This is a genomic window from Streptomyces yokosukanensis (assembly GCF_001514035.1).
Classification (GTDB): domain Bacteria; phylum Actinomycetota; class Actinomycetes; order Streptomycetales; family Streptomycetaceae; genus Streptomyces; species Streptomyces yokosukanensis.
The window spans coordinates 269,166-281,688 of sequence record NZ_KQ948213.1 but is presented as its reverse complement, the minus strand read 5'-3'; the positions used below and the strand labels follow the sequence as shown (position 1 = coordinate 281,688).

Annotated in this window: 11 protein-coding genes; 7 read left to right on the top strand and 4 right to left on the bottom strand. The window is 68.4% G+C overall.

The window, feature by feature from the left end; genetic code table 11:
• Nucleotides 1–10 precede the first annotated feature (10 nt).
• A complete protein-coding gene (locus AQI95_RS21235; RefSeq protein WP_067125738.1) occupies nucleotides 11–2,173 on the top strand; it encodes an FtsK/SpoIIIE domain-containing protein in 2,163 nt (720 codons plus the stop codon).
• A 195-nt stretch (nucleotides 2,174–2,368) separates the two neighbouring features.
• Here the strand turns inward: AQI95_RS21235 and AQI95_RS21230 are convergent, their stop codons facing one another.
• Nucleotides 2,369–2,917 (bottom strand): hypothetical protein, encoded by a 549-nt coding sequence (locus AQI95_RS21230; protein ID WP_159056554.1) that lies wholly within the window; start codon nucleotides 2,915–2,917, stop codon nucleotides 2,369–2,371.
• Nucleotides 2,918–3,041: 124 nt separating this feature from the next.
• Here AQI95_RS21230 and AQI95_RS21225 point away from each other — a divergent pair, with 124 nt between their 5' ends.
• The 6 genes from AQI95_RS21225 to AQI95_RS49850 all read left to right on the top strand — a co-directional run bounded on the left by AQI95_RS21225 (nucleotide 3,042) and on the right by AQI95_RS49850 (nucleotide 7,284).
• Nucleotides 3,042–3,773, top strand: a complete 732-nt coding sequence (locus AQI95_RS21225) for a DUF6879 family protein (RefSeq protein ID WP_067125734.1) — start codon at nucleotides 3,042–3,044, stop codon at nucleotides 3,771–3,773.
• Nucleotides 3,774–3,783: 10 nt separating this feature from the next.
• Entirely contained in the window at nucleotides 3,784–4,623 is an 840-nt protein-coding gene (locus AQI95_RS21220) for a helix-turn-helix domain-containing protein (protein ID WP_067125731.1), read from the top strand.
• 87 nt (nucleotides 4,624–4,710) lie between these two features.
• Nucleotides 4,711–5,175 (top strand): hypothetical protein, encoded by a 465-nt coding sequence (locus tag AQI95_RS21215; RefSeq protein WP_067125729.1) that lies wholly within the window; start codon nucleotides 4,711–4,713, stop codon nucleotides 5,173–5,175.
• A gap of 715 nt (nucleotides 5,176–5,890) precedes the next feature.
• Nucleotides 5,891–6,391 (top strand): glycine-rich domain-containing protein, encoded by a 501-nt coding sequence (locus AQI95_RS21210; protein WP_067125727.1) that lies wholly within the window; start codon nucleotides 5,891–5,893, stop codon nucleotides 6,389–6,391.
• A gap of 78 nt (nucleotides 6,392–6,469) precedes the next feature.
• Nucleotides 6,470–7,123: a class I SAM-dependent methyltransferase gene (locus tag AQI95_RS21205; protein WP_067125725.1), complete on the top strand. Its 654-nt coding sequence runs from the start codon at nucleotides 6,470–6,472 to the stop codon at nucleotides 7,121–7,123.
• Nucleotides 7,124–7,149: 26 nt separating this feature from the next.
• Nucleotides 7,150–7,284 (top strand): hypothetical protein, encoded by a 135-nt coding sequence (locus tag AQI95_RS49850; RefSeq protein WP_279617015.1) that lies wholly within the window; start codon nucleotides 7,150–7,152, stop codon nucleotides 7,282–7,284.
• 65 nt (nucleotides 7,285–7,349) lie between these two features.
• Here AQI95_RS49850 and AQI95_RS21200 read toward each other — a convergent pair whose 3' ends face one another.
• From AQI95_RS21200 to AQI95_RS21190, 3 genes are read right to left on the bottom strand one after another with little or no spacing between them, the layout of a single operon-like run.
• Nucleotides 7,350–7,613, bottom strand: coding sequence for a hypothetical protein (locus tag AQI95_RS21200; RefSeq protein ID WP_067125723.1), 264 nt, complete (start codon nucleotides 7,611–7,613; stop codon nucleotides 7,350–7,352).
• Nucleotides 7,610–12,256: a hypothetical protein gene (locus AQI95_RS21195; RefSeq protein WP_067125721.1), complete on the bottom strand. Its 4,647-nt coding sequence runs from the start codon at nucleotides 12,254–12,256 to the stop codon at nucleotides 7,610–7,612. The genes AQI95_RS21200 and AQI95_RS21195 overlap by 4 nt, the downstream gene beginning before the upstream one ends.
• Nucleotides 12,256–12,483, bottom strand: coding sequence for a helix-turn-helix transcriptional regulator (locus AQI95_RS21190; protein ID WP_067125718.1), 228 nt, complete (start codon nucleotides 12,481–12,483; stop codon nucleotides 12,256–12,258). Before AQI95_RS21190 ends, AQI95_RS21195 begins: the two co-directional genes overlap by 1 nt.
• Between the last annotated feature and the right edge of the window lie 40 nt (nucleotides 12,484–12,523).

Here is a 12,523-nt window from a genome sequence, read left to right as displayed (position 1 = left end):
AACCACCAGCATGACCGAGACCGCGCCGGAGCGCGTGAACGGGCACGTCAAGCCGCAGGTGTCCCTGCTCAAGTTCGCCCCCGAGACCACCGCCGAGCCCGCGCCACCGACCGTCGAAGAAGTCCCCGACGTTCTGACCGAGACCATCATCGACGTCGTCGCCAACGCCGAGCCCCGGCCCGTCGACCCGCCCACCGCAGGCCGCGAGCCCGGCAGCTGGCTCGCCGAGAAGCAGGCTTATCTCGCCGAGGCGCCGCCCGTCGTGCCCACCTTCCTGCGGAACGCCGCCGAGTTCGTCGACGCCGCCCGCTGGACCGTGTCGTACTACGCGCACGTCACCGCCTTCCACGCCCTCCGGGCGCCCGTCTACCTGGCCCGGCTGCTGCTGCGCGCACCGCGCGGCACCTGGCGGCTGATCGTGCGCTGGGGTAAGTGGGTCGCCGACACCGAGGCCCGCCCGGTCGAGGCCAAGGCCGCCGCCTCCGCGGACATCGAGGCGTGGCTCGCCCTGTCCCGCGAGCACTCCCGCCGCGTCCGACCGCGCCGTATCGCCTCCCTCGCCGTGGCCACCTCCACCGGCATCACCACCATCGTGGCTGGCTTCCTGGTGCCCGGCTGGACCCTCACCGCCTACGTGGCCGCCGCCGCGGTCACCGGCTGCTTCGGCAAGAAGGGCGACAAGCCGCTCATCACCCGTTACGTCGCTACCAACGTCCTGCGGCGCCTCGACTCCACCGAGGTCTTCGACGCGCTCGCCGCGATCGGCATCGAGGGCAAGAAGGGCCGTCGCGGCGTGGAGTTCGCCTCCGAGGCGATGCGCGACGGCCCCGGCTGGCGGGCCGAGGTCGACCTGCCGCCGGGCGTCGAGGCCACGGCCGTGCTGGAGAAGCGGGCCGCCCTGGCTGCAGCCATGCGCCGCCCCATCAGCACCGTTTGGCCGGAGGCCGACCGCACCGCGCACCCCGGCCGCCTGGTGCTGTGGGTCGCCCAGCGCGACCCGGCCAAGGCCGGCCGGAAGCTGTGGCCGCTCATGAAGGACGGCCAGGCCGACGTGTACGAGCCACTCCCCTACGGGTTCGACCCGCGCGGAAACCTCATCGAGATCACCCTCATGTACTCGAACCTGCTCGTCGGCGGTATCCCCGGCAGCGGCAAGACGTCGTGCGCGCTCGCCATCGTCCTCGGCGTCGCCCTCGACCCCACCGCCGAACTGTGGATCTACGAACTCAAGGGCTCCGGCGACCTCGACTCAGTCAAGCCAATCTGCCACCGGTACGTTTCCGGCGACGAAGACGAAGACCTCGAAGCCGCGCTCGCTGGCATGCGGTCCGGGATCGCCGAGTACCAGCGCCGCGCCGCGTTCATCCGCTCCCTGCCCGCCTCCGAAGTGCCGGAAGGCCGCAAGGTCACCCGCGCCCTGGCGCAGAAGTACCCCGAGCAGAACCTCGGCCCGCGCGTCATCGTCATCGACGAGGTCCAGGAGCTGTTCACGCACGCCGACTACAAGGACGAGGCTGCCGCCCTGGCCACCCGCCTGATCAAAAAGGCGCGGGCCTACGGCATCATCCTGATCCTGCTCACCCAGAACCCCGACGCCCCGTCGCTGCCGACCTCGGTGTCCTCCTCGGTCGGCACGCGCCTGTGCCTGGCCGTGATGGACTGGCGGGCCAACAACAACGTGTTGGGCACCAGCGCCTACGAGCGGGGGCTGCGCGCCACGGACATCAGCATCGACGAGCAGGGAACCGGCATCCTCGCCCGCGGCCGTGAAGGCATCACCGTGCGGGCCGCGTTCATCAAGCAGACCGAGGCCGAGGACATCGCCAAGCGCGCCCTGGCGCTGCGGACCGCGGCCGGCACTCTCTCCGGCCAGTCCGTGGGTGCCCTGGTCGAGGAGCTGGACGTCGAGACGATCGTCGACCACGTCCAGGCGATCTGGCCCGGTGGCGTCGAGGCCGTCCACTCCCACCGCCTCGTCGAGGCCCTCGCCACCTACCGGCCCGACCTATACCGCCCCTGGACCGAGATGGACGCGACGGCGGCGTCCACGGCACTCAGCACCGCACTGAAGCCGTTCAAGGTCTCCACCCGACAGCTGCAGATCCGGGAGTGCTGCGGTGGCGCCAAGGGGCTGCGGTACACGGATCTCCCGGCTGTCGAGGAAGACGAGTAGACCCCTTCGAGCCGGTTTCGGGAAGGGCTGGAGGTTTCACCCCGGCCCGAAACCGGTTTCGCCCCTGATATCGCGGCTGAGCTGCAAATTTTCGGGTTTCGGCTTCTGCGGCGACCCCCTGAAAACCCACCGAAACGAGGGCTGGAGACAGCCCTGAGCCCTGAACCCGCATGGCCCCCGACAGGTTCTATGCGGCTAGGGGGTGGGGTCGATCTCGTCCAACCTGCCGTTCTCGTCCAGCCGCCACCGCACCCCGGCATCGTCGGTGAACATTGCCACGACCGGATCGCTGCTTCGTTCTGGCCTCGCACATCCGAGTTGTTGGCCGCTGCCCAGCACCGGGTAAGGATCCGCAACTGGTTCGAGGCCGATACCCGACGGGTTGGCTGCGGTTTGCTCGACTGTTCCGACGTCGAGGGCCCCCGACGGGTGTTGCATGTGCACGTCGGTGATCGGCGCACGGCTGCGGTTCGTCAGGATGAGGAACCATCCCTGCCGCTCCCAGGTGATTGCCTCGGCCTGGCCGCGCCGCCGGTCTGCGGCTGCGTCGACCAGGGCGGTCCGCTCAAGGATGAGCGTCGCCGACTGCTCAGCGATCAGTGCCCGCTGCTCGGCGATGAAGTCGCGTTGTTCGTCGATCTGGTCGCGCTGGCTCTTCAACGTCCACACGGCCGCGCCCGCGGCTGCCGCCGCAAAGACGGCCCCAAGCCAGGTCGGGGCGTCCCCCCAGTCGATCGCACTCATGGCTGCAGCGTAAGGGCTCAGCCCCATCTGCTCCGTCTGTCACAGGCGTTCGGCGCACTGTTGCCGGCAGACGCCCGAAGGCTACGGTGCGCGGGCAGATCACCCGACCCACGAAGGGACCGCCATGACCAGGCGACTGTGGAAGGTTGGCACCAACTCGGGCAACGACGGATGCCCCACCCTCTACACCGAGACCGGCACCGACACCTACGTCGTGCAGGGCGACCCGATCACCGACCCCGCTGAGCTGTCGCAGCTCGACCTCGCGGACGGGGAAGCCGCGGTGACCGTGCCCCGAGAGCTGCTCGCGAACTTCGGCCCGAAGGAGGCCGTGCACGTGCCGCAGCCCATCACCTTCGCCGAGTTCGGCCGAATGTTCACCACGCTCCGGCACTCGGCCTGGCGGCTGGAGACCCGCGCCCGGTACGCCGAGGACGAGGCCGCCGACACCTACCGGCAGTTCGCCGCCGGCCAGCCCGTGACGTGGGACCTGGACGACCCGTGGTGCACCAACCGGCGCGAGCAGTCCGCACTCGGCAAGCGATTCGAGCGGGTCCGGATCCTCGACGAGCCCGCGACGTTGGGCCAGCGGTACCTCCTCGACAACGCCCGCCGCAACACCGCCGTCGGCGAGACCATCCGCGTCCTGCCGCGCAGCAAGGCCGAGGAGTTGCAGCTTCCGCGTGAGGACTTCTGGCTGTTCGACGCCCGCGTCGTCGCCTTGCTGCAGTTCAACGATGCCGACGAGATGACCGGCGTGGAGCTGATCACTAACCCGGTCGAGGTGCTCCGCTACGCCCAGGTCCGCGAGGCTGCTTGGCACCACGCCGTGCCGTACGACCAGATCAGCGGGTAACTTCGCCAGTGTGACCACGGACTTCCAGCAGGCCCGCGAGGCGCTCGGCCGCCGGCTCCGTGAGCTGCGCGGCCAGCGCACGCAACGGGACCTGGCGGCCCTGCTGCAATGGCCGCAGGCCAAGGTGTCCAAGCTGGAGACCGGCCGGCAGACCGCCACCCCGGAAGACCTCACTGCCTGGGCTACGGCCACCGGCCACCCCTCGACCGCAGGGGAACTCACCGCCCGCCTGCAGGGTCTGGAGACTCACACCCGGTCGTGGCGCCGCCAACTGCGCGCCGGGCATAGGCCCGTGCAGGACGTCCTCACCATCGAATACGAGCGCTCCACCGAACTGCGAGCCTGGCAGGGGTCCATGGTGGTCGGGATGCTGCAGACCGCGGACTACGCCCGTCACGTCTTCGGCCACTACGCCGAACTCCAGCAGTCGCCGCGCGACGTCGAGGACGCCGTCCGGGCCCGTATCGCCCGCCAGGCGCTGCTGTACGAGCCCGGCCGGGTCTTTCACATCCTGCTGTGGGAAGCGGCCCTGTACGCCTGCGTAGCGCCCCGCGACGTCCTCGCCGGGCAGATGGACCGACTCGCCTCCGTCATCGGCCTGGACACCGTGCAGCTGGGCATTGTGCCCTTCGGTGCGCAGCTCGCCATCCCGCCGGCCAACGCATTCTGGCTGTACGACGACCGCCTCGCCATCGTCGAGGACTGGCATGCCGAGCTGTGGCTGGACGACGCCGAAACCGTCACTCTGTACCGCCGCGTGTGGGACACGCTCGCCGCGGCGGCCGTGTACGGCACGCAAGCGCGCCGGCTGCTGGCACGGGCCCGCGCCCAGGCTGCCGACCTCGCGTGAGCATCACGCCGAATCACGCCAGTTGGTAGCCGAATATTCGCGAATCAGACTGGGTCCTGATTCGCCGCCGTCTCTAACGTCCTAGTCATGGCCCACCCGTTGCGCTCCGCCGCGCAGTACGAGGCCGGGGACAAATGGCTCGCCGAATGCAGCGAACACCCGGCCGTCGTTCGCGCGGCGTGGGATCAGGAGATCCTGGCCCCTATCGCCTCCGGCGCTCACTGGCTCGTCGCCGAGTCCAGCCTCATGCGGGGATGGCCGGCGGCCTCCCGGATCCGCGAGTCGCCGCACGGCCCCGTCCTCGCCGACCCGGACGGCAACCGCATGTTCTGGCTGGTGGCCCCGAGCGCCGCCGAGGAACTCGCCGATGTCCGTCAGCTGGTCGTGCACCCCGCGGGCTGGCTGCTGCCGTCCCCGCCGACGGGCTGGCAGGTGGAAGGCCGGTTCTGGCTGTGGCGCCCTGACGGGACGGGCCAGCTCAACGACCCCGCGCTCATCGCCGCCGCGTTCGGCCCTGGCGGATACCGCACCGAAGCGGAGGCCCGCGCATGACAACTACTGAGACTAGAGCCCTGGTCGACATCCCTGCCGCTCTCCTGCCGCTCATTCCACTGCCGCCGGTGGAAATCCTGCCGGACGCCAGGGCGCGCGGAGCTGAGTGCGTGTGGGGCGGCGAGCCCCTGTCCACCGCGACGGCGATAGACCTCGGGGAGCGCAGGACGGACGGTGGGCACTGGTTCCCTCGTGCATGCCGGCCGTGCACTCGCCGCGCCGTGTTGGCCGCACGCAACGCCCACCCTGGCCGGTGCGAGCAATGCACCGACGACGCCAGCCTCTGTGAGACCCGCCGCGCCCTGCACGCCCTCGCTATGGGGTTGGGTCGATGACTGCCAAGCGGAAGGATCTCGCCACGCGTCAGGCAGAGGCCGCCCGGTCCGGGGCTCGTGCGGCCGGGTACTGCGCTTTGGAGCACCCCAACGGCGGGGCGTCCTGCACTCGCTCGCCTGGCCACGGCGGGCCGCATCGGGACTTCTACAACGGCCGACAGTCCGTGACGGACGCGTCCGGCACTGAGTGGGTCGAATAGACGCCGTGCCCGACGTGGACGCCGATTACGTCGGGCACGGGCACAACTCCAGCGGGACCTATCTGACGGCGAAGGACGAGGGTCAGGGCGCTGGAGACGTGGCCGTCCTCGTCGCCCCTGTCGGGGGCGGCCACACCGCAAGCCCCAACCGGGGAGACCTTTCACGACAGGAGGAAAGCCGTGACCGTCGCCTTAGAGCGTCCCGCCGCAACCAGCATCCGCAACCCGCAAGAACTGCTCAACGCGGTCGCACCCCACATCACCGAGCTGACCGTCAACGTCTTCGACTCGGGCATGGCCCTGTGGGACCGCGAGATCGCCCTGCTCCTGCGCGATCACACCATGGTTCGCGACATGGCAGAACGGATCCTCGGCAACGCCGTCATGTATGTCATGGGCTCCATCGAGAACCCCGACGTACACCTCGGCGTCGGCAAGCTCGTCGACATCGGCGTGCACCAGCTGATCCTCGACACCCCCGTCTGGTGGGGCATCTGCCGCCTCTACAACGGCGGCCGCTTCAAGCACCACGCCCCGTTCATCGAACGGCGCCGCGACGGACTGTGCCTGCGCACCGGCGACTTCCTCCGCTCCCAGGGCTGGCCCATCGACGAGGAACTGTGGGCCATCGACGGCACGGACTGCTCGCCCTGCGACGACAAGGTCCCCGACAGCCACTGACCCCCGCTACAGTCGCCCCCGCCCTCACGGCTCTCCGAGGGCGGGGGCTCCCGTATCACGACGACCAGAGGAACAGCCGTGCCCGTACCCCACGACATTCCCACCGAGACCGAACTGTGGGACGCCTTCGCAGAGTCCGCGTTCAAGGACGACGCGGAACCTTCGTTCTGCTGGACCCAGTACGCCGGCCACGGCCCCGGCCCCGAACTCCTCGGCGCACCGGATTCCGTACTGGAGATCGGCTGCGGCACCGGCCGCGCCCTCGCCCACCTCGCTCAGCAGGGCATCAAGGCCACCGGCGTCGACCTGTCCCCGCGCATGGTGGAACGCGCTGGTGAGAAGTGGGCACCGCTCGGTGTACGGATCGAGCGCGGGGAAGTCCTCGACTGGCTCGCCGCCGACGAGGGCCGGTACGACGCCGTGTATTCCATCTTCGGAGCGGCTTGGTTCACCGACCCGTCCCGGCTGTTCCCCTTCGTGCGCGAGCATCTCAACGAGGGCGGCACGTTCGTGTTCTCCCAGCCGCCGGCCATCCCGGGCGCCTACGGACCTCAGGGCATGTACAAGGGCGGGTTCGCTGGGAAGGCGATGTTCACCTACCGGTACAGCTACAAGCCTGCGGTGTGGGAGCGGCACCTTCTCCGAGCCGGATTCACGGACGCCACGGCGACGGTGGTGGACGCTCCGAAGGTCGGGCACATCGGCACCCTCGTGGTCCAAGCCTGCGTCTAACCTGCCGCAGCAGAGAGGAGGCTCGCATGCCTGAGCCTGAGTGGATCGACCCCCGGTACGCAGACCTCGTGAAGACGTGGAAACGCACGCAGCAACCGACGTCCAGGGATCCGCAGCAGATCAGGCCGGTGCGGGGATTCATCGTCCAGCCCAAGCCCTGACAGCGGCATCAGCAGCCCGCCCGCCCTCGACGCTCCCAGGCGGTCACGAGGGCGGGCGGCCCGTCTCACAGCCTTTGTGCCTCAGACCAATCGATCAAGTCGGGCCGCTCACGCGCCCTGATAGCCAAGAGTTCCGCGCCGATCCTGCGAGGTACACGCGGCTCAGCCCACTGGTGCGCGTCATCGCAGCGCAGCAGCGCCGCTGTCTCACTGAAGTCCTGCGAGTCGATGATCAGGGTCAGATCGTCGTCCTGGCCACAGACCGGGCATGCGATGGCCTGGCCGTCCTTGAACAGCGGCGGGACCTGCAGTTCAGCGATGACGTTCACAGCCGGCTCCTGTCGCTCTTGCGGATCGCTTCCTTCATTTCCTTGACCAGTGCGTTCGCTGCCTCGCGGCGTGCAGAGGGGGTGGAGAAGTCGAATGTTCCGGACACGGTGATGTTCTCGATGACGACGCTTCCCCCGTTGGTCTGGGCACTGGAGACGAGCTGCTCGAACGCGGCGTTCTGCCCGGCAGTCAGGACCCGCTCAGGCCGCCCGGTCGCGTTGATCGCCATCGTGGCGCCTGGGTTGAGCAGGCCACCCGAGTCGTACTTCGCGGCCGGGGCGAAACCCCACTGCGACGTGAACAGCGGGTCGTCGTAGCCGCGTGCGGTCTTGCCGTAGTGGACGCCGAGCCCGCCGGACGACTCGACATTCACACCGGCCAGCGTGCCCGCGGTGTGGCCCACACCGGCGTTCGTGATTCCGATCATGAATGGGGACTTCAGGTTCTGCACCCACCCGGACGTTCCCGGCGGGAACGAACCGGTCGCCCAACGCCGGTGCGGCTTCTCCCCGCGTATCACAGACTCGATCGCCGACATGAAGCCGGAGCAGTCCCAGCTCGGGTTGCCGTTACCAGCCCACTGATAGGGCAGGCCGCCCTGCGACTTGGCCCACGCGAGCGCCCGCTGTACAGCCGGACCGCCCATGGCCTTCTTGTCCTCGTTACCAAGGAAGCTGAGCATGCTGTCGACCGTGTTGTTCGCCAACCCCTTCAGCAGGTCACCGAACCCGCCGCCGGGGATCCGGTTGATGAGCGGCTTCACGAGCGAACTCAACGCCTTCTGCGCGGCAGCCTTCAGACCACCGATCACTAGATCCTTGGCCCAGCTGAACGCGCCGCCGATGGCGCCGCCGATGCCGGAGGTGATCGTGCCGACGATGCCACCGGAAGCGAAGTGCTGCGCGCCGGCCTGCTCGCGCTGTCGTTCCTGCTGCTTGGTCGGGTTCCCGCCGGTCCGGGTGGGGTGGTCCTGGCCGAGCATGGCATCGATGCCCTTGTGGCCGCCGAGGGCGGCCACCTGCTGTTTGGACAGGATCCGCTCGCCGGGGGTGAGCATGGCGGGGACGGTGTCGCTGTTGCCGGAGCCGGGGACGACGCCGCCCCTGTTGAAGTTGAGGCTGATCGTTGGCAAGGTCAGGCTGCTGCTGATCTTCCCGGCGATGGTGTTCCACATGCGGCGGATGCCGTTGTTGTAGACCGTGTTGACGACCCACTTCACCGGCGACGAGATCTTCGATTCGATGCCGTTCCAGATCGTGCCGAGCGCGTTCTTCAGGCTTGTGAAGGCGTTCCGCATGCCGGTCCCGAAGCCGGAGATCTTCGAGCTGATTGTGGAGAAGATGCTGCTCACGGTGTTCTTCGCGCCGTTCCACAGCGACGACCACGTGTTCGTTATCGCGTCCTTGACGCCGGACACGCTGGATTTGATCCACGACCAGGCGCCCGAGATCGCCGACTTCAGGCCGCTGTAGAAGCTGTCCCACTTGGAGCGGGCCCCATCCCATATGGACTTCCACGTGCTGACGACCCAGTTCTTCAAGTCCGTGAAGATCTGCTTCGTCTTGTCCCAAAGGCCGGTGAACCAGCCGACGATGGCGTTGACCAAATCCGGGATGATCGAGTGGCCGACCAGCTCGTCGTACAGCCACTGGAAGAACTTCACGATGTCGTTGACGCCATCGCTCATGGCCTGCACGAACGTTGTGATCCACCCAATCACCGTCGTGATGACCGGGATCAGGATGTTGATCGCCCCGGCGAGCACGGTAGACAGCAACTCAGCCAGCCCAGTGATCAGCGGCATCAGAGGCGTCAGTACCTGCACCACCAGATCCAGCAGGGCCAGCGTCAGCTGGGTGATCGGCGGGATCAGCGGCAGCAGCGCCTGAATCAGCGTCGGGAACATCGGCGCCAGCGCACCGAGGAACTGCCCGAGCATCTGCACGACCGGTACCAGCGCGACCACGATCGGCATCAGGCCCCGCGCGAGCGCAGCCACCAGCGGCACCAGTGCGGCCCCGATCGCCTGGAGTACCGGAGCGACCGCCTTGATGATCACGGCGACCAGGTCACCCAAAGGCTTGAGGAGCGGCAGCACCGCTCGCACCAGTCCGACCACGACTGTGCCGACGTTCTGCACCACCGGCAGCAAGGCGTGAATGATCGGCGTCAGCGCCTGGCCGAGCCCCGTCAGCAGCTGACCGATGACCGGTCCGAGTTCCCTGGCCAACTGGGAGACGATCGGGGCCAGCTGCGCCAGCAAAGGCAGCAGCGCTTGGATGGCCTGCCCGAGGGCGCCGGCCAGTAGCTTCCCGACATCGTTGAGGGCTCGGAAGATTGAGGTCAGCGCCTTCTGCACTTCCGGCATCGCGGTGATTTTCCGGAGTTCCGCGAAGACGGAGCCCAGCGAGCCGAGTGCGTCGCCGCCGGCTTTCCCTGCTGCCTTCATCAGGTTGCCGAGGACGCCGAAGACGTTGCCGATCAGCTTGCCGAACTGCTTGGCGATGCCGAGAGCCTGATTGATGATCTTTTCCAGGTGCCCGTTTTTGGCTGCGGTGTCGATCTGCTTGCTGATGCGGTCGAAGACTCCGCCGGTCGCCGTGGTGATCCGGCGGAATGCCGGCGCCGCGGCAACGCCGATCTGAGCGAAGCCTTTGATCATCTGGCCGGGGATCCGGCTGAGTGGCGACAAGCCCTCATTGAGTCCGCTGAAGAGCTTCTTGATCGTGCCGCTCTTCCCCAGCCCCGCGATGGTGGAAGCGACACCCCTGCCCATGCGGTTCAGGACCCCGGCCGTGCCGACCAGCCCTGTCCTGAGGTCCGGCAGGATCGCGTGCGACATCGTCGTGAACGACTGCCCGAGCCCCTGGAAGAGGCGGTTCTGTACGTCCAGCTTCAGCGCCCGCCACGCGCCCGACTGGGCTAGGACTGCCTGCACGAACGCGCGAGCATTCGGGGCGAGCTTGGCGAAGGCGTCAGCCGTCTTCGAGGTGGCCGTCGCACTCTTGGTCTGCGCGTCCGCGAGAGCCTCGGCGGCCACCGTCGCGTTCTCCTGCGCGTCCGCGATCTGCCGCGCCCCATCCTTCGCGGCCTGCGCCGCCGCAGCCTGAGCGTCCGCGACGTCCCGCTGAGCCTTCGCGATCCGCTGCGCCCCGTCCTCCTGCGCGCGAGCCGCTTCGATCTGAGCGTCCTTCAGCGCCTGCGTCTTGTCGGCAACAGTCTGGTTGGCGTCGGCTTCCTTCCGCTTGGCGTCCTGGACGGTCTTGCTGCCCTCGACACCGGCGGCGTTCGCATCGGTGGTCTGCTGCTGCAGCCGCTCCGTCTGGGTCTGCTGTTCCTTGAGGGCCTGTACTGCCTGGTCGTAGGCGAGCTGATCTTTGGCTAGTTGCTCCGCGGATACCTTGGCCCCGGCCGCCTTGTCCGCGGTGAGCTGCTGTTCGGCGTCTTGAAGGTCGAGAACCTTCTGCCGCTGCGACAGTTGCGCGTCAGCGAGCTGGTTGTTGAGATCCTCCAGCTGCTGCGCGGCATCCTTGCGGGCCTGCGTGAGATCGACCTGGGCCTGCTTCGCGGCGCGCTGCGCGTCGGCGAGATCACGTTCGGCGGTCGCCACCTGTTCGGCGTTGCGCCGGTTGGAGTCGGCCACGTCCGAGATGGTGTTCTTCAGGTTCTGTTGCGCATCCGCGATATCCCGGGCTGCCTTGACACGGGCGGCAGCTGCGTTGACCTCCGCATCCTTGACAGCTTGCTGTGCTTTCGCGAGAGACCGCTGCGCGGATTCCACCTGCCGTGTTGCCGTGGCCGCGGTGTTGGCCGACGCGGCGGCCGGCTGGAAGGCCTGCTTGAACGCGTCGCTGATACCCGACGTGCCGAGCTTGACGGCCGCGAACGCCGCACCGAGCGACAACACCGCCGGCGCCGCGATCGCCGCCGCAGGGCCCATCTGGATGAGAGCCTGGCCGAGGGACGCCACGGTCGGCAAGGCGCCGCCCACGACGGCGGTCAACCTGGCGACGGTGCCGATCAGGCCGGATAGGGCGCCCCCGCCTCCGCCGCCGAGGTTGGACAGGGAAGACAAGCCTGCCCGGTCGACGTCGACCCGCAGGTTAAGGCGCCGGTCTCGGGAGAGCGCGTCGATGCGGGCGCGGGCGTCCGTGGTGTTGGCGTTGACGCCGACGGTCATCTGCCGGCGGCGGGTGAGGTTCGCGAGGCTATCCGCGGCGACGCGGGTATCGACGTCGATGCCGATACGCACCTGGCGCCGTTGGGTCAGATTGCGGATCTCGTCAGCGGCGACCCTGGTATCGGTTGTCGCGCGAATGTTGACGACGCGGTCGGCGGTGAGCTTGTCCAGCTGGGCTTTTACCCGGTTGTACGCGGCGTCGGAGATTTTCGGGGTGACGCTGACGGATACGTCCGTCAGCCGGAGGCGAGCGAGGGCGGCATCGTCGAGGTCGAGTTTGACCCCGAGGGTGCGTTCGCGGAGGAACCGGTCCAACCGCGAGGTGGCGTCCTTGTCGTCAAGGTCGAGACCGATCTTGACCTGGGTCTTCTTCGACTTCAGCCGGTCGATCGCACGGTCGTAGCCGGACTCATCGGCCGTGACCTCGACATACCCCTCCGCGATGCGGAACTGGCCGGCCATCAGGCAGTCACCGCCTTCACGCCATCGTCGGCGAGGAGGGCGGCGAGCGAGGTGCCGACGACGTCAGCCAGCGCGTCGGCTACCTCGATCGGTGGTTGTGCGGCGCCGCGTTCGTAGGCGTACACGCTCCAGCAAGTGCGCCCGACCTGGTCGGCGACCTGGTGCACGGACAGGCCGGCGGTTCGGCGGGCGGAACGGAGCTGGTGGCCGGAGAAGCGGCGGGCCATGGCGTCTCCCTGTTGCGGAGGGCTGGCGGTTGGGAGGCCA

What these genes read in the sequence shown, in the direction of transcription:
- AQI95_RS49850 (WP_279617015.1), top strand. Translation starts at nt 7,150, where the DNA reads ATGCCTGAGCCTGAGTGGATCGACCCCCGGTACGCAGACCTCGTGAAG.
- AQI95_RS21225 (WP_067125734.1), top strand. Translation starts at nt 3,042, where the DNA reads ATGACCAGGCGACTGTGGAAGGTTGGCACCAACTCGGGCAACGACGGA.
- AQI95_RS21230 (WP_159056554.1), bottom strand. Translation starts at nt 2,917, where the DNA reads ATGAGTGCGATCGACTGGGGGGACGCCCCGACCTGGCTTGGGGCCGTC.
- AQI95_RS21195 (WP_067125721.1), bottom strand. Translation starts at nt 12,256, where the DNA reads ATGGCCGGCCAGTTCCGCATCGCGGAGGGGTATGTCGAGGTCACGGCC.
- AQI95_RS21215 (WP_067125729.1), top strand. Translation starts at nt 4,711, where the DNA reads ATGGCCCACCCGTTGCGCTCCGCCGCGCAGTACGAGGCCGGGGACAAA.
- AQI95_RS21235 (WP_067125738.1), top strand. Translation starts at nt 11, where the DNA reads ATGACCGAGACCGCGCCGGAGCGCGTGAACGGGCACGTCAAGCCGCAG.
- AQI95_RS21190 (WP_067125718.1), bottom strand. Translation starts at nt 12,483, where the DNA reads ATGGCCCGCCGCTTCTCCGGCCACCAGCTCCGTTCCGCCCGCCGAACC.